Here is a 17,202-nt window from a genome sequence, read left to right on the forward strand (position 1 = left end):
ACCCGGCAGAGAACAATAAAACTACCTTCAGGTAGCTCCCGAACTGGTTGGATCGCTTAGCGAGAAGGTAGATCAGCGCTCAAAAAAATACGTTTGCTCTTGATCCTGGATAGGGATCGACATAACAGCGGTAAAGGGCCACGGTTGCCAAAAACAACAACAGACCGCCCCTCAATAATAAAAAAAGAGCACGTAACAACAAATTAAAGGGGAGCTTCGGCTCCCCTTTGTGCTTTCTGGCGTTCAGGCCTTATCTCTATCTTCCCAAAAGCTCGTCCGAACGCGGTCCGAACCTGCGGCCGTTCCTGGGTGGAACTAACTCTTCACCTGGCGATACGCTTCCAGAGTATCGCCCACACAACGGGCGCGGCGAGCGCCTGGATCCTGCTCACTGGAGTCCTGCAAACAGCTCCGGTAGTGAGCAACATATCCATCGAAATCTTTTGCAGCCTGCTCGGGAGAAACCGCCGCCAGATGCTCGAGGAAACGGCGAGGTGCCACTTCAAAGTGCTGATAATCAATCGGGAAGTTGAAATAACCTCCCCAATTGATAAAACCATTGTCGGCGAAGGTATCGACTACTGGTTCAGCAAGGCCAAACCGCTCCGGTTTTTCGGGTCGAAACTGCATTCGATTGACATAGGCACGCGCCGAGGCAACCGGATCGATCATCGCCTGACCATTGGCCTGGATACCGATGTAGGGGTTTTGAATCGGATTCAGATCAATCGCTGCGCCGTAGGCATGCAAGGACCAACTGCTCCCCCCGGTAATTGGTCGCCCATTGAAAGCCGAAGTATTGTTGTCGGCCATCGAGGCGCCATCATCCCCCAGGTAATGTTCGAGACCACGCGCTTTCTCCAATGGAAACGCCATCCGCTGAAGGTCGTTGAAGATGGTTTGTACGTAAGGGGCAAAGGCATCCAATACCGTTACCGAACCTTGCTCGGTGTTGCCTTCGAAATTGGTGAAGTCGAAGGTCACCACACGCAATCTGTCACAGCCGACCGGGTTATCGTCAGTGATGACATTAGTGGCTTTCATTAATTCGCACAGCTTGGGGGTAACCGGAGAAATACCTGCCTGCGCCATCTCGCTCAGCCCAACGCCTACCGCTGAACACATAATACCGATCGCCAAAAATTTTCTTCCGTGCATGTCTGTTGTAACTCCTGTAGGTCCTCATACCCTCCTCCATGGTGGGCATGAAAAAACCATACAACAGCCTCAGCAGCAGGGTCATCAAGGGCAGTGTGTATGAATGTCACCTACAACCTTCAAATGGCTGACAAAAAAATGCCGACACTTGGATCGGCATTTTTCATCGCGGCTAAACAGAGCTTGCCTGGTGAAGGACAAATCGGGATCTATCGGTTCACGTTGAGCTCCTCGATGCTGATCTCGCGCATCCGGAACTTCTGGATCTTGCCAGTCACGGTCATCGGAAACTCGTCGACGAACTTGAAGTAACGCGGCGTTTTAAAGTGCGCGATACACTCCTTGCACCAGGCTTGCAGCTCCTGTTCGCTGGCCACATGACCGGGGTGGAACTTGATCCAGGCGACGATTTCCTCGCCATACTTGACGTCTGGAATGCCGATGATCTGTACATCCGCCACCGCCGGGTGGGTGAAGAAGAACTCTTCCAGCTCGCGGGGGTAAACGTTTTCGCCGCCGCGAATGATCATGTCCTTGTTGCGCCCGACGATGCACACGTAGCCTTGCTCATTCATGGTCGCCAGGTCACCGGTGTGCATCCAGCCGGCCTCATCGATGGCCTCGGCAGTGCCTTGCGGGTTGCTCCAGTAACCGAGCATCACGCTGTAACCGCGAGTACACAGCTCGCCGATCTGCCCGCGGGGGACGGTGTTACCGGCTGGGTCGATGATCTTGCTTTCCAGTTGCGGCTGGGTTCGGCCGACCGTGGTCACGCGCAGCTCCAGATCGTCCGCGGGACCGGTCTGCAAGGACACCGGGCTGGTTTCGGTCATGCCGTAGGCAATCTGCACTTCGCTCATGTGCATCTCGTTGATGACACGGCGCATCACCTCAATCGGACAGGTTGCCCCGGCCATGATCCCGGTGCGCAGACTCGACAGGTCGAACTCGGCGCGCCGTGGCTGATCGAGCATGGCGATAAACATGGTAGGCACGCCGTACAAAGCCGTGGCCTGCTCTTCGGCGACGGTGGTCAAGGTCAGCAGCGGATCGAAGGCATCGTTTGGATAAATCATGGTGCTGCCATGGGTCATGCAACCGAGGTTGCCCATAACCATGCCGAAGCAGTGATACAGCGGCACCGGGATCACCAGCCGATCGGCAGCCGTCAGGCCGAGACTTTCGCCGACCATGTAACCGTTGTTGAGGATGTTGTGGTGACTGAGGGTCGCGCCTTTGGGGAAGCCGGTGGTGCCCGAGGTGTACTGGATATTCACCGCCTGATCGAAATGCAGGCTGTTGGCCCGGGTCTGCAGGCGTTCGACTGCTACCCCGGCACCCAATTCGGACAACTGCGACCAGGGCAGGAAACCCGATGGCGGCTGCGGATCAAGACTGATGACCCCGCGTAGCTCGGGCAGGCGTTCGCTGTGCAACTGGCCAATGGGCTGTTCTGCCAGTTCCGGCACCAGGCCTTGCAGCATTGCGTGGTAATCGGAAGTCTTGAAGGACCCGGCGCACACCAGCCATTGGCAACCGGATTGCTTGAGCACGTACTCCAGTTCGGAACTGCGATAGGCCGGATTGATGTTGACCAGGATGACGCCGATCTTGGCGCTGGCGAACTGACTGATGCACCACTGAGCGCAGTTCGGCGCCCAGACGCCGAGGCGGTCGCCGGCCTGCAATCCCAGCGACAGCAGCGCTCTGGCATGCAAGTCGACGGCTTCAGCCAACTGCTTCCAGCTGTAGCGCAGCTGCTGATGGCGAACTACCAGCGCCTCGCCATCCGGATACTGCGCAACGGTATTGTCAAACGCCTGACCGATGGTCAGCGCCAGCAGGGCTTTGTCCTGCGAGCCACGGGTATAGCTATGCTGAATGGCACCTGGTTGATCCATGACGACCCCTATTGTGTTTATTAGTGGGTAGGCAGGAACCGGGCAGATGAGGGCCTGGCTCCTACAGAAACTGCCTCTACTCTGGCGCAAGTTGACGTTAACGTAAAGGGTGATTGACAGCCGTCCATCTCAGGCTTACGTTAACGTAAAGGTGAGAGCTGAACAGGCGCTCTCCACATCTAACAAAAAGCCCAAAGGTGACCCCATGAGCTACCCAACCCTGAACTTCGCCCTGGGCGAAACCATCGACATGCTGCGCGATCAGGTCCAATCCTTCGTTGCTAAAGAGATCGCCCCGCGCGCCGCGCAGATCGATGTCGACAATCTGTTCCCCGCCGACATGTGGCGCAAGTTCGGCGACATGGGGTTGCTCGGGATCACCGTGCCGGAAGAATACGGCGGTGCCGGCCTGGGCTACCTGGCCCACGTGGTGTCCATGGAAGAAATCAGCCGCGGCTCGGCCTCGGTCGCCCTCTCCTACGGCGCGCACTCCAACCTCTGCGTCAACCAGATCAACCGCAACGGCAACCACGAACAGAAAACCAAGTACCTGCCAAAACTGATCAGCGGCGAGCACGTTGGTGCCCTGGCCATGAGCGAACCGAATGCCGGTTCCGACGTGGTCTCGATGAAGTTGCGCGCCGACAAGCGCGGCGACCGCTATGTGCTCAACGGCAGCAAGACCTGGATCACCAACGGACCGGATGCCAACACCTACGTCATCTATGCCAAGACCGACCTGGAAAAAGGCGCCCATGGCATCAGCGCGTTCATCGTCGAGCGTGACTGGAAAGGCTTCAGCCGCAGCAACAAATTCGACAAGCTCGGCATGCGCGGTTCGAACACCTGCGAGCTGTTCTTCGATGACGTCGAAGTCCCGGAAGAAAACCTGCTGGGCGCCCTCAACGGTGGCGTAAAAGTGCTGATGAGCGGTCTCGATTACGAGCGCGTGGTGCTTTCCGGCGGCCCGACCGGGATCATGCAGGCCTGCATGGACCTGGTGGTGCCCTACATCCATGACCGCAAGCAGTTCGGCCAGAGCATCGGCGAGTTCCAGCTGATCCAGGGCAAAATTGCCGACATGTACACCCAACTCAACGCCAGCCGCGCTTATCTGTATGCCGTGGCCCAGGCCTGCGAGCGTGGCGAAACCACCCGCAAGGACGCCGCCGGTGTGATCCTTTACAGCGCCGAACGCGCAACGCAAATGGCGCTGGATGCGATCCAGATTCTCGGCGGCAACGGCTACATCAACGAATTCCCGGCAGGTCGTCTGCTGCGCGACGCCAAGCTCTACGAAATCGGCGCCGGCACCAGCGAGATTCGCCGCATGCTGATCGGTCGTGAACTGTTCAACGAAACGAAATAAGAGCAGCTTCAAGCGACAAGCTTCAAGCCGCAAGAAGGGTTCGCCCTTGCTTGCGGCGCAAGGCTTATGGCTTGGGGTGAGGCAAAGTGATATTTAGCGGCAGGTTTCGGGTTTCAAGCAGCAAGAGAATCGGCTCTTGCTTGCAGCTTGTAGCTTGGGGCTTGCCGCTCCTACGGAGTAGGTCCATGACCATCTTGCATACCCAGCTCAACCCGCGCTCGGCGGAGTTCGCGACCAACAGTGCGGCGATGCTCACCCAGGTCGACGCGCTGCATACCCTGCTCGCCCAGGTCCAGCAAGGCGGCGGGCCCAAGGCTCAGGAGCGGCACACCTCGCGGGGCAAACTGCTGCCGCGCGAGCGCATCAATCGCCTGCTTGATCCGGGTTCGCCGTTTCTGGAAATCAGCCAACTGGCGGCCTACGAAGTTTACGGCGAAGACGTTCCGGCGGCCGGTGTGATTGCCGGTATCGGCCGCGTTGAAGGCGTCGAATGCATGATCGTCGCCAACGACGCCACGGTTAAAGGCGGTTCTTATTACCCGCTGACGGTGAAAAAGCACCTGCGCGCCCAGACCATCGCCCAGCAGAATCGCCTGCCGTGCATTTACCTGGTGGACTCCGGCGGCGCCAACCTGCCGCGCCAGGATGAAGTGTTTCCCGACCGCGAGCACTTCGGGCGGATCTTCTTCAACCAGGCCAATATGAGCGCCATGGGCATTCCGCAAATCGCCGTGGTCATGGGCTCCTGCACCGCCGGCGGCGCCTATGTACCAGCCATGGCTGACGAAGCGATCATGGTTCGCCAGCAGGCCACCATCTTCCTCGCCGGCCCTCCGTTGGTGAAAGCTGCCACGGGTGAAGTGGTCAGCGCCGAGGACCTTGGCGGGGCCGATGTGCACTGCAAGATTTCCGGGGTCGCGGACCATTACGCCGACAGCGATGAGCATGCGCTGGCCCTGGCGCGACGCAGCGTGTCCAACCTCAACTGGCGCAAGCTCGGTGAGTTGCAACAGCGCACGCCGATTGCCCCGCTGTTCCCCAGCGACGAGCTGTATGGCGTGGTTCCGGCCGACGCCAAGCAACCGTTCGATGTACGTGAAGTCATCGCACGCTTGGTCGACGGTTCAGTGTTCGATGAATTCAAGGCACTGTTCGGCACCACCCTGGTGTGCGGTTTCGCCCACCTGCACGGTTATCCGATGGCGATCCTCGCCAACAATGGCATCCTCTTCGCCGAAGCCGCGCAGAAAGGTGCGCACTTTATTGAACTGGCCTGCCAGCGCGGCATCCCGCTGTTGTTCCTGCAGAACATCACCGGCTTCATGGTCGGCCAGAAATACGAGGCCGGCGGCATCGCCAAACATGGCGCGAAACTGGTGACCGCAGTGGCCTGTGCCAAGGTGCCGAAGTTCACCGTGATCATCGGCGGCAGCTTCGGTGCCGGTAACTACGGCATGTGTGGCCGCGCCTACGATCCGCGCTTTTTGTGGATGTGGCCGAATGCGCGGATCGGCGTGATGGGTGCCGAACAGGCTGCCGGCGTGCTGGTGCAGGTCAAGCGTGAGCAGGCCGAACGCAGTGGCCAGGGTTTCAGCGCCGAGCAGGAAGCCGAGATCAAGCAACCGATCCTCGATCAGTACGAAGAGCAGGGCCACCCCTACTACTCCAGCGCACGGCTGTGGGACGACGGCGTCATCGACCCGGCGCAGACCCGCGATGTACTGGCCCTGGCTTTGTCGGCTTCGCTGAATGCCCCAATCGAACCGAGCCGCTTCGGTGTGTTCCGGATGTGAACCTGGTGTAGGAGCAGCCGGTCGACGCTCGATTGCTCGCGATGGACGTTAACGAAAACGCGTATTTTCAGAATAAACGCGCCGACCTTGAATCTATCGCGAGCAAGCTCGCTCCTACAACAACAGCGCCAGCTCCCACAAAGCAGTGAAGGACAAAAACAATATGAGCGACTTCAACACCCTCGAACTGCTGACCGACCCGCGTGGTTTTGCGACCCTGTGGCTCAGTCGTGAAGAAAAGAACAACGCGTTCAACGCCGAAATGATCCGCGAACTGATCCTCGCCCTGGACAAGGTCTCGAGCGATTCCAGCTTGCGGTTTCTGTTGGTACGCGGTCGCGGCAAGCATTTCAGTGCCGGCGCCGATCTGGCCTGGATGCAGCAGTCGGCCGAACTCGATTACCACACCAACCTCGACGACGCCCGGGAATTGGCGGAGTTGATGTACAACCTCGCCAAGCTGAAAATCCCGACGTTGGCGGTGGTGCAAGGCGCGGCCTTCGGCGGCGCGCTGGGCCTGATCAGTTGCTGCGACATGGCGATTGGCGCCGATGACGCGCAGTTCTGCCTGTCGGAAGTGCGCATTGGCCTGGCGCCAGCGGTCATCAGCCCGTTCGTGGTGCAGGCCATCGGTGAACGCGCGACACGCCGTTATGCCCTGACCGCCGAGCGATTCGGCGGGCAACGGGCGCGGGAAATCGGCTTGTTGTCCGAAAGCTATCCAGCCACTGAGCTGGAGCAGAAAGTCGGACAGTGGATCGACAACCTGCTGCTCAACAGCCCGGCCGCCATGCGCGTCAGCAAGGACTTGTTGCGTGAAGTCGGCAACGGCGCACTGACTCCGGCGCTACGCCGCTACACCGAAAACGCCATCGCCCGCATTCGCGTCAGCCCCGAAGGCCAGGAAGGTCTGCGCGCCTTCCTGCAAAAACGTCCGCCGAACTGGCAGCCCAATACGACCACCAAGGAGCCGCGTTGATGAGCGCACCTCTTCTCACCACCCTGCTGGTGGCCAACCGCGGCGAAATCGCTTGCCGTGTGATGCGTACCGCCAAGGCCCTGGGCCTGACCACCGTGGCTGTGCACAGCGCCACCGACCGCGATGCGCGGCACAGTCGCGAAGCGGATATCCGCGTCGACCTGGGCGGCAGCAAAGCCGCTGACAGCTATCTGCAAATCGACAAACTTATCGCCGCCGCCAAGGCCAGCGGCGCCCAGGCGATCCATCCCGGCTACGGCTTCCTCTCGGAAAACGCCGGGTTCGCTCGCGCCATCGAAGCCGCGGGATTGATCTTCCTCGGCCCGCCCGCCTCGGCCATCGATGCCATGGGCAGCAAATCCGCGGCCAAGGCCCTGATGGAAACCGCTGGCGTGCCGCTGGTGCCGGGTTACCACGGCGAAGCCCAGGACCTGGAAACCTTCCGCGCCGCCGCCGAGCGCATCGGCTATCCGGTGCTGCTCAAGGCCACCGCCGGCGGCGGTGGCAAAGGCATGAAAGTGGTCGAGGATGTCAGCCAGCTGGCCGAAGCCCTGGCCTCGGCTCAGCGTGAAGCGCAATCCTCGTTCGGCAATTCGCAGATGCTGGTGGAAAAATACCTGCTCAAACCGCGCCACGTGGAAATCCAGGTGTTCGCCGATCAGCACGGCAACTGCCTGTACCTCAACGAGCGCGACTGCTCGATCCAGCGGCGCCATCAGAAAGTCGTCGAAGAAGCACCGGCACCAGGGTTGAGCGCCGAACAACGTCGGGCCATGGGCGAAGCAGCGGTTCGCGCCGCCCAGGCGATTGGGTATGTCGGCGCCGGCACCGTAGAGTTCTTGCTGGACTCGCGCGGCGAATTTTTCTTCATGGAAATGAACACTCGCTTGCAGGTCGAGCACCCGGTCACCGAAGCCATCACCGGCCTCGACCTGGTGGCCTGGCAGATTCGCGTCGCCCAGGGCGAAGTGTTGCCGATGACTCAGGAGCAGGTCCCGTTGATCGGGCATGCGATTGAAGTCCGTTTGTATGCCGAAGACCCGAGCAATGACTTCCTGCCGGCAGCCGGCCGCCTCGATCTGTATCGCGAATCGGCAGCAGGTCCGGGTCGTCGGGTCGATAGCGGCGTGGAAGAAGGCGATATCATTTCGCCGTTTTACGACCCGATGCTCGGCAAGCTGATCGCTTGGGGCGAGAACCGCGAACAGGCACGCCTGCGCTTGCTGAGCATGCTCGATGAATTCGCCATCGGCGGGCTGAAGACCAACATCAGCTTCCTGCGACGTATCGTCGGCCACCCGGCCTTTGCGGCAGCGGAACTGGATACCGACTTTATTCCGCGTTATCAGGAACAACTGCTGCCACCGCCGAACGAGCTGAGCGACGAGTTCTGGCAGGCCGCGGCACAAGCCTTCGGGCAAAGCCAGCCAGACTCGGTGCGCGCCGATGACCCAAGTTCGCCCTGGGCGCTGCCCACTGGATTTCGCGCCGGGTTACCGCTGGAAACCACCTTGCACTTGAGTTGCGAGGGGCAGGATAAAGCCCTCACGCTGGACCCTGCCGGCACTCGCACTGCCGAGCTTTGCGCCGAACAGTTGCTGATCGAGCACAACGGTCTGCGGCGCCAGCATCGGGCGATCCGTCGCGGCGACACGCTCTACCTGCACTGGGAAGGCGATCTGCGCAGCATCAAGCCTTACGACCCGATAGCTGCAGTGGAAGCCAGCCACAGCCACCACGGCGGCCTCACGGCGCCGATGAATGGCAGTATCGTGCGGGTGCTGGTCGAAGCCGGGCAAGCCGTCGAAGCCGGTGCGCAACTGGTGGTGCTCGAAGCGATGAAGATGGAGCACAGCATTCGCGCACCCCATGCCGGGGTGATCAAAGCGCTGTATTGCCTGGAAGGCGAGATGGTCAGCGAAGGCAGTGCGTTGGTAGAACTGGAGTCAGAGCAGTGAAGTGACAGGTCCTGTGCCTCCCACAGGACCTGGCGAATCAGAACTTCGCCGTGGCCTGCATCACCACGCCGATGATCCGGCATTCATCGGTGTACAGGGTTTTCGGGTAGGTCGGATTGAGCGGCACCAGGTAACGCTGGCCGCCCTCTTCGATCAACTTGCGAAAAGTCGCCTGGGCGTTGCCCGGCCACTGGGCAATCACCAGTTTGCCCGGCATTGCCTCAACCGCCGGGTCGACCAGAATCAGCATGTCCTGGGCAATGCTGAGGCCGCTCGGGGCCGTCATGGCGTCCCCGACCACCACCAGCCAGAACGCCGCGCCCCGGGCATGGTAATCGGACAGTTCGTAGCGCTCGCTGGAATAGGCCGGTTGCTCCGTCTCGCGCGCTTCGCATACGCCTTGCCAGTCGCTGACCGGATAGCGGAAATACGGATTGTATTTATCGGCCAGCGATAGCTGGTAATCCTCTTCCCCATCCTCCTCGTTTGTCGAGGGTTCCCTGATCACCAGAGCCACCTCCAGAAATCCCAGGCCCAATTCCTGAAGCACACGGTTCATGTCTTCAATCTTCGGTTGGCGACGTTTGTTCAGCCAATGGCCGACGCCGCCCTGGGACATCCCGAGGCGCTCTGCGAGTTGCTCTTGGGTGACCTTGAGGTCACTCATTTTGGCCTTGACCAATTCGATCCATTTATCCATGGCCGGAACAATACTTTGTGTACTCGAGCCCTCAATACACACATTGTAGTATTTAAATTTTCGTCACAAATACAATTTGTACTAGTCTGGGATGGACTTGTTTGACCCATCAGTGGAGCATCCCAAATCATGAGCAAACCCAGCAATGACTCGATAGAAATGGCAACAGAGGTCGACTTTTCCTCGTTCAAGGACCACGCCGCGGCCCAGCGCGCCCTGGACTATTACTTGAAACCGGAGGTTTCAAAATCCGCGATCGAGGAAAAACTCTTTGAGGTGAAATGCGGTATCAGCAGCGAGGAGGCCATGGTCCACGCCTGCGGCCTGTTGCGTTGCGCATCGGCCACCGCCCATGAAACAGCGGACAAGCTGTTCGGCGCAAACCGTGATCTGGCGTTTTCGGTGGTGTATATGATCGATCTGGCGAAATCCATGGTCGATCGAGCGCTGGATGGAACCCGTACCGACTGAAGGGCGGCACCCTTTTCCGTGAACAGCGAAGACGTCAAGATAGAGATAAAATGCAGAGGGCAGGAAAAAAAATTCCAGAAAAGCAGAGGAAAACATTTGACTTGCAAATGATAATGATTATTATTGCATGCAGCTGGTCGCGAGATCAGTCGATAGCCCAAGGGACCTTAGGTCGGACTCTTGGAATATCTCCTCATCAGGCTAATCACGGTTTTTGACCCGGCTTTTTGCCGGGTCTTTTTTTTGCCAGTTTTTTCTGGCTTGGCTTCAGGCTAATGAAGACTGGGTGCTGCTATTTGAATGGCGGCGATGATAGCAAAAGAATATCTGTTTGCAAGAGAGCGCCGTGGATACTGGGGCAAAGTATCCAAAAATAGCACTTGAGAATCAATCGCATACCCCCTAAGCTGCCGGCGCGTCAGGGACGACGCCCCCCCTTTTTGCCGAAATTGCCCGCCATTTTCTCCCCTCCTTACGTGTAAAGTAGCAGCCATAAAAATCATACTCAGGGACCCAGATTATGACCGTGGCTCAGCGCTCTGTTGAAATCACTTCGAACTTCGACAGCGGCAACATCGAGGTGCTGGATACCAGCAATCCGCTGCAGCTGTTGCTGGCTATCAAACCGGACACCCGCAGCAATCACTTCCAATGGTTCCACTTCAAGGCCAGCGGTCTGCATGTGGGTCAGGAACACTGGTTCCGCCTGAGCAACGCGAGCAGGTCTTCCTACAACAAAGCCTGGGCTGGCTACCAGGCCGTGGCCTCCTACGATCACGTCAACTGGTTTCGGGTGCCGACGATTTTCGAGGGTGATAGCTTGCGGTTCAGCCTTGAAACCAGCGCCACCAATGCCTGGTTCGCCTATTTCGAGCCTTATAGCCGCGCACGTCACGACTGGCTGATCGAGCAGGCGCTGACCAAGGCCGGCACTGAACTGCTCGCTACCGGCAAAAGCGTCGAAGGTCGCGATATTCAGTTGCTGCGCAAGGGCACCGGCGCCGAAGGCCAGCGCAAGGTCTGGATCATTGCGCAACAGCACCCCGGCGAGCACATGGCCGAATGGTTCATGGAAGGCATCATCGAGCGTCTGCAACAGCGTGATGATCCTGTGATGAAAAAGCTGCTGGCCAGTGCCGATCTGTACCTCGTCCCCAATATGAACCCGGATGGCGCCTTCCATGGCCATTTACGCACCAACGCCATGGGCCAGGACCTCAATCGCGCCTGGCAGAGCGCGAGCCAGGACAACAGCCCGGAAGTCTTCTTCGTCCAGCAGCAAATGGAAAAGTACGGCGTCGACCTGTTCCTCGACATCCATGGCGACGAAGAAATCCCCTACGTCTTCACCGCTGGCTGCGAAGGCAACCCGGGCTACACCCCGCGGCTCGAGAAACTCGAAGAACATTTCCGTAAACACCTGAAACACCAGACCCGCGACTTCCAGACCACCCACGGCTACACCCGAGACAAACCCGGCAAAGCCAACATGACCCTGGCCTGCAACAGCGTCGGAGAGAAGTTCGATTGTTTGTCGTTGACCCTGGAAATGCCGTTCAAAGACAACAACGACGCACCGAATGCGTTGACCGGGTGGTCGGGGAAGCGTTCGATGCGGTTGGGGAAAGATGTTTTAACGACAGTGGCGGATATGGTCGAAGTGTTGCGCTAAGCCGGCAACCAGCCCGCATGTCCGCGCCGGGGCATGCGGGCCGGGTTACTCGACCGCCACCGAACTTTCGGTACTCGCCAGATCGCCAAGATCGCAGCCTTCGGCAGCTCCTACGCGACTCCATGCACCCGCGATTTATCTGATGTATGCAAAACCTGTAGGAGCTGCCGCAGGCTGTGATCTTTTGGGGCCGCCCAGGTCCTGACTGGTTGTGTATCCCCCGAATTTTCAGCCCTGATCCTTACCAAACAACATGCTCTGCAGTACCCCATCACGACGCACCCAACCATGGAACAGCGCCGCCGCCAAGTGCAGCAGCACGGTCAGGAACAGCAGGTACGCGAGGTACCCGTGAGCCTTGCGCAGGAAGGCGAACAGCGGCGCATTGGCCGGCAGGATCGCCGGCAGCTGCAATGAACTGCCGAGCATCACCGGGTCACCGGCCGCCGAGATCATTGCCCAACCCAGCAGCGGCAGGATCAGCATCAGGGCGTACAGCAACAGGTGGGAAGCCTTGGCCGCCAGCACCTGCCAGCCGGGCAGATCAGCCGGCAGCGGCGGCTGTCGGGTCGAGAAACGCACCACCAGGCGCACGATCACCAGCAGCAGAATCGCCACACCCAAGGGCTTGTGGATATGGATCAGCCATTCATGGCGCTCGGACACCGAGGCCGCCATGCCCGCGCCGATAAACAGCATGGCAATGACCATCAGCGCCATCAGCCAGTGCAGCAGCCGCGCCAGAGGCGCGAAATGATTGGGTTGGGCGCTCATGGGTGCGACTCCTGGGTAGCGGCAGGCAACTGGCTGACTTCACTGGTGCGCCGCAGGTATGACTTGGCGTACGCCGCAGAGCGGGCAGCCAGCAGCGGATCGTCGGATCCTTCGATGCCGCTCGGCAGGATCAGCGGGTCGTAGTTGATATCGCGGCACTCGCCGTTGCTTTGCGCCTGTGTGCTCTCAAGCACCAGGGTGCCGGCATTCAACACTTTTCTATCGTTCGGCCAGGCTTTGCTGGCGTCATTGGTGGGATCTTCGGGGTTGGCCAGGGTGATGTTCAACTGCCAACGCAAGGGTCCGGCGGCCAGTCGCTGCACCAGATTTTTTTCCAGGAAGTCGGCGCCTTCAGGCGCACTCGCTCCCGCTGCATCTTGAGCAAGCGGCGCCACGCTCCAGCGCACGGCCTGACGCTTACCCGCCGCGTTCACCAGATAAAAGGCATTGATCCCGTTATAGGTTTCGGTGGCGTAGCTGGCCGAAGGTTTGGCGGTCTTGACCCATTGCAGGAACGGCGCGGTTTCCGGGTGCGCGGCAAAGAACGCCGGGGGACTCGCCGGATTGGGCTTGCCGGTGGCCGGGTCCGGAGAATTGGCCTGTTGCAGTTGATAAAAGGCTTCGGGTGTACCCACCGGGAACACCGGCATGCTGTTCATCCCGGTACGCCATTGCTGACCGTTGGCCTGTTTGAAGCGCAGCGCCAGACTGCGGATCGGCACGCTGCTGTCCGGTGCATAGGGGTTGCCGCTGGGCAACGCAAAGCGCCCCACCACTGGCGTACGCGCCTCGCCGAACACCTGGGCGCGGGAAAACTCGCGGGCCTGACCACTGCTCTCGAAATAACCGGCCACACACACGCCTTTGGCGTGATTTCGGCGGAATCCGGGATGCACCCCGTTGTTTTTCTCTAATACATCGACCAGCGCCTTGGGCGTCAGGCGCTGCGGGTCGAAGGTGCCGTTGACATAGGCAAACGCCCCGGCAATCGTCGCGACCACCACGGCAATCCCCGCCAGACGCAACGTCAGACTCGCAGTACTCAGTGGCGGTGGTGAGCGCTCAACCATGAAAATCTCCAGGGCCCTGGGCCGCAAAATGACAAGGATCAATCAGACGAAGCCCGGTAGGGTTTATTCCATCGCCCGGTGTTTATTTTCCAGAGGCAGGAATAATCTTAAGTCCCGGGCGTCTCCCTAGTCCCAAGACTAGCCAGAATTTCATGAACGACCTCGATGAACAGTTACGCCCACTTATCCCAAGGCTCAGGCGCTTCGCCGTGTCCTTGACCCGTAACTCCAGCAGTGCCGACGATCTGGTGCAGTCATGCCTTGAACGGGCGCTGTCGGGCTGGGGTGACAAACGCCCCGAAGGCGACCTGCGGGCCTGGCTGTTCTCGATTCTTTACCGACAGTTTCTCGACGCCCATCGGCGCTCGCGACGTTATGCGCGGATGCTGGAGTTCTTCACCGGGCGCGACGATGTACAGCCCTCAGTGGAGCGCACAGTGATCGCGTTATCGACCCTCCAGGCATTCGACCGGCTGACCGCCGAGCAGCGCGCCCTGCTGCTCTGGGTCTCGGTGGAAGGCTTGAGTTACAAAGAGGTCGCCGAGATTCTCGACGTCCCCATCGGCACTGTGATGTCTCGCCTGTCCCGCGCCCGCCAGGCCTTGCGCCAGCTCAGCGACGGCGAGATCACCAGCCCTTCTCTGCGGATACTCAAATGATCAGCATGCCCCCAAACGAACGCGACCTGCACGCTTACGTCGACCATCAACTCAGCGATGCCGACCGGCGTCTGGTCGAAACCTATCTGGCCACTCAGCCCGAGGTCGCCGCGCAAGTCGAAGCCTGGCAGCAGGATACTCAGCAATTGCGCGCGGCCCTGAGCGGCACCCTGCAGTATCCGGCCAATCCGGACCACGATCCGCTCGTCATCCGCCAGCGCCTCAAACGTCAGACACGACGGCATCTGGCCAGCGCCGCCCTGCTGTTGATGGCGATTGGCGTCGGTGGTTTGAGCGGTTGGCAGGCACGGGAAATGACCATGGCCGGTGGCTCGCCACCGATGACCGACGCCATGCAGGCGCACCGGTTGTTCGCCCAGCAAGGCTTCCTGCCGGCCGACTTGAAAGTGCAGAACAACGGCGATATGCAAGCCTGGCTCGACCGCTACTTCGACCATGCCAACCGCCTGCCCGACCTGCAGAGCGCCGGGTTCAAGGCCGTCAGCGCACGCTTGTTGAGCACCGACCAGGGTCCGGCGGCGATGGTGTTGTACGAAGATCAGGACGGGCGCAAGGTCAGCTTCTACATCCGCCCACCGGGACCGAAAAACAAACTGCTGCCCCGTGGCAGCCGAAGTGACGGCGAGTTACAGGCCGAGTACTGGTCGGGGGCCGGGTATAACTACGCAATGGTCAGCCCGGCGGATTCAACTGCGGCGCAGATGCTGCAGCATGCGACCCGGTTTTAGCGGGGAAACCCGAGCGATCTTCTTCGCGAGCAAGCCCACAAGGATCTTTTGTGGACCCATTATTTGTGAACACCCGAGATCAAATGTGGGAGCGAGCTTGCTCGCGATGGACGTTAACGATAACGCGTGTTTTCTGGATTAACGCGCCGCCCCTGAGTCCATCGCGAGCAAGCTCGCTCCTACAGTTCAACCAACCTCTGCGCCAACGCCTTGGCCTGGCTGGCCACGTCGGTCACCGCGGTGCTTTCCCACCACATCCCGCGCAATGGTGGGCCCATGGCGAACAAGCGCTCGGCGACCTGCCCACGGGCATTGATCAGCGCACCGCCAGCATCGGCGGCGACTCCCAATGCCAACGGCCCCGGTTGAATCAGCCCGCGTGCCAGCAGCTGCTGCGGCAAGGGCCGGGCCACACGGCGCCAGTCGTATTCGATGCCGCTGGAGTTGATCAGCGCTGCACCGCTGACCACGCTGATGTGCGCTTCACCGCGTCGGCGCAGGCGAATGCTCACCGGGCCGTCAGCCGAGGGTTCGAGGCCCTTGAACGACGCTGCCTGAATCCGCAAACGCCCCTCGGCGTGCAACCGCGCCACCAGTGCGGCACTCAGTGGCGGTGAACGGTGATGGTGACTCTCCCACCAGGGCCGCACATGGCGCACGAACTGCCGGCGCTGCTCGTCAGTCGCCTGACTCCACAGGCGGCCGATATGTACGCGCACGGTGTCCAGCGGCGCTTGCCAGTCGATACCGGCCGCCATTGCCGCCTGGCACTGGCGACGCAGTTCGCGCATCAACTGTCTGGGGCTGCGGATGCTTGGATCTTCGGCGAGAAAATCCACCCAGGCCGGCGGCTGGCGGCGAACATGGGGCAAAAGCCCGTGCCGGGAAAACACCTCGATCGGTCCGCGATGCCCGGCCTGCTCCAGCGACACCACGGCGTCGACCATGGTCAGCCCGGAGCCGATGATCAGCACCCTGGACTGCGGATCGAGCCGGGTCATGGCCGCAACATCCCAAGGGTCCAGCGCGGCGCTGTTCAAGCCGCTGGATTCGGTTTGCGGCGTACGCGCGGCCGGGAACAGCCCGGTGGCCAGCACCGCGAAAGCCCCGCGCAGTTGCCTGCCGTCGCCCAAGGTCAACAGCGCCCCGCTTTGATCCATTTGCAGATCGACCGCTTCGCCACGGACATGCTCGACGCTGGAGCCCTGCTGCGCACCGACCGCCTGGGCTTCGGCCAGGCGTTGCTGCATATATAGACCAAAGATTCCCCGGGGCGGGAACAACTCGCTGACCGGCACGTGCTGTTGATCCGACTCGGGCCAGCCACCGGCGGCGATGAACTCACTCAACCATTGAGTCAAGTCATCGGCATTGTCCGGATCGACGCTCATGCGCGCCGCGTTGCCGTTCAAGGTATGCCCCAACTCGACTGCACTGTAGGCCTCGCCGCGCCCCAGTTCAGCGCGCGGTTCGATCACCAGCAGTTGACGCTTGCCGGGCAGACGCAACAGCTGCGCAGCCAGCAGTGCGCCGCTCAAGCCACCGCCGACAATCAGGATGTCCGCGCTGCGGATGGCGGGGTTCGCCTGTGCGCTTTTGGTTTCGCTCATGCAGTGCTCACTTGTCAGTGTGGGAGGCATATTTCTACGCCACATTTATGTTACCCGGCGATCAGAAGGCTGCGCGATGATCTCGAAAATTTCCTGAACGATGATAGGCGCCAAACCCATGGTCGGCCCGTCCAGCAGTACCAAAACAGGACAGTCATCAGCACCCGGCCCTTTCCACAGGGAAATCTGGCATGCCACAGAATTTTGCGGTGTACGCCTACGCGTGATGGGGGATCCGCAAAGAGTTCTTTGCAGAAGTCGTGCCTGATGTAGATTGCAAACGAATTCAGTTAGTTATGAAGCCAACTTAGAATCCAAGTGAACAAGAACAAGCAAATT

14 protein-coding genes and 1 pseudogene are annotated in these 17,202 nt (G+C 60.1%); 8 read left to right on the forward strand and 7 right to left on the reverse strand.

Annotated elements, in window-relative coordinates:
• Positions 1-315 precede the first annotated feature (315 nt).
• Both ACA064_RS20600 and ACA064_RS20605 read right to left on the reverse strand, forming a co-directional pair.
• Entirely contained in the window at positions 316-1,158 is an 843-nt protein-coding gene (locus ACA064_RS20600; RefSeq protein ID WP_497669767.1) for a M15 family metallopeptidase, read from the reverse strand.
• A gap of 209 nt (positions 1,159-1,367) precedes the next feature.
• Positions 1,368-3,059, reverse strand: a complete 1,692-nt coding sequence (locus ACA064_RS20605; protein ID WP_497669768.1) for an AMP-binding protein — start codon at positions 3,057-3,059, stop codon at positions 1,368-1,370.
• Between the two features lie 205 nt (positions 3,060-3,264).
• Here ACA064_RS20605 and ACA064_RS20610 point away from each other — a divergent pair, with 205 nt between their 5' ends.
• From ACA064_RS20610 to ACA064_RS20625, 4 genes are all read left to right on the forward strand, one after another.
• The gene (locus ACA064_RS20610) at positions 3,265-4,428 is read left to right on the forward strand and encodes an isovaleryl-CoA dehydrogenase (RefSeq protein ID WP_497669769.1); all 1,164 of its coding nucleotides are present in this window, start codon (positions 3,265-3,267) and stop codon (positions 4,426-4,428) included.
• A 185-nt stretch (positions 4,429-4,613) separates the two neighbouring features.
• Entirely contained in the window at positions 4,614-6,221 is a 1,608-nt protein-coding gene (locus ACA064_RS20615; RefSeq protein ID WP_497669770.1) for a carboxyl transferase domain-containing protein, read from the forward strand.
• Positions 6,222-6,384: 163 nt separating this feature from the next.
• Positions 6,385-7,200 carry a gamma-carboxygeranoyl-CoA hydratase gene (locus ACA064_RS20620; protein ID WP_497669771.1) on the forward strand — a complete coding sequence of 272 codons (816 nt, stop codon included), beginning with the start codon at positions 6,385-6,387 and terminating at the stop codon, positions 7,198-7,200.
• Entirely contained in the window at positions 7,200-9,158 is a 1,959-nt protein-coding gene (locus ACA064_RS20625; protein WP_497669772.1) for an acetyl/propionyl/methylcrotonyl-CoA carboxylase subunit alpha, read from the forward strand. The genes ACA064_RS20620 and ACA064_RS20625 overlap by 1 nt, the downstream gene beginning before the upstream one ends.
• Positions 9,159-9,195: 37 nt before the next feature.
• Here the strand turns inward: ACA064_RS20625 and ACA064_RS20630 are convergent, their stop codons facing one another.
• Positions 9,196-9,858, reverse strand: a complete 663-nt coding sequence (locus tag ACA064_RS20630; RefSeq protein ID WP_497669773.1) for a LexA family protein — start codon at positions 9,856-9,858, stop codon at positions 9,196-9,198.
• A gap of 129 nt (positions 9,859-9,987) precedes the next feature.
• On the opposite strand from ACA064_RS20630, the gene ACA064_RS20635 reads away from it, so the two are divergent.
• Positions 9,988-10,329: a DUF6124 family protein gene (locus ACA064_RS20635; RefSeq protein WP_497669774.1), complete on the forward strand. Its 342-nt coding sequence runs from the start codon at positions 9,988-9,990 to the stop codon at positions 10,327-10,329.
• Positions 10,330-10,849: 520 nt separating this feature from the next.
• Positions 10,850-12,001, forward strand: coding sequence for a M14 family metallopeptidase (locus ACA064_RS20640; protein ID WP_497669775.1), 1,152 nt, complete (start codon positions 10,850-10,852; stop codon positions 11,999-12,001).
• Positions 12,002-12,229: 228 nt separating this feature from the next.
• Here the strand turns inward: ACA064_RS20640 and ACA064_RS20645 are convergent, their stop codons facing one another.
• Both ACA064_RS20645 and ACA064_RS20650 read right to left on the reverse strand, forming a co-directional pair.
• A complete protein-coding gene (locus tag ACA064_RS20645) occupies positions 12,230-12,775 on the reverse strand; it encodes a cytochrome b (protein ID WP_497669776.1) in 546 nt (181 codons plus the stop codon).
• Positions 12,772-13,845 (reverse strand): catalase family peroxidase, encoded by a 1,074-nt coding sequence (locus tag ACA064_RS20650; RefSeq protein ID WP_497669777.1) that lies wholly within the window; start codon positions 13,843-13,845, stop codon positions 12,772-12,774. Before ACA064_RS20650 ends, ACA064_RS20645 begins: the two co-directional genes overlap by 4 nt.
• A 152-nt stretch (positions 13,846-13,997) precedes the next feature.
• On the opposite strand from ACA064_RS20650, the gene ACA064_RS20655 reads away from it, so the two are divergent.
• On the forward strand, positions 13,998-14,504 hold the full coding sequence (locus tag ACA064_RS20655; RefSeq protein WP_497669778.1) for a sigma-70 family RNA polymerase sigma factor: 507 nt from the start codon (positions 13,998-14,000) through the stop codon (positions 14,502-14,504).
• The gene (locus ACA064_RS20660) at positions 14,501-15,253 is read left to right on the forward strand and encodes an anti-sigma factor family protein (protein WP_497669779.1); all 753 of its coding nucleotides are present in this window, start codon (positions 14,501-14,503) and stop codon (positions 15,251-15,253) included. The genes ACA064_RS20655 and ACA064_RS20660 overlap by 4 nt, the downstream gene beginning before the upstream one ends.
• A gap of 179 nt (positions 15,254-15,432) precedes the next feature.
• Here the strand turns inward: ACA064_RS20660 and ACA064_RS20665 are convergent, their stop codons facing one another.
• Both ACA064_RS20665 and ACA064_RS20670 read right to left on the reverse strand, forming a co-directional pair.
• The gene (locus ACA064_RS20665; protein ID WP_497669780.1) at positions 15,433-16,863 is read right to left on the reverse strand and encodes an FAD/NAD(P)-binding protein; all 1,431 of its coding nucleotides are present in this window, start codon (positions 16,861-16,863) and stop codon (positions 15,433-15,435) included.
• A 69-nt stretch (positions 16,864-16,932) separates the two neighbouring features.
• A pseudogene (locus tag ACA064_RS20670) lies at positions 16,933-17,033 on the reverse strand (ABC transporter ATP-binding protein); the annotation flags it as partial.
• Positions 17,034-17,202: the final 169 nt, after the last annotated feature.

Source organism: Pseudomonas sp. LBUM1658, from assembly GCF_059716055.1.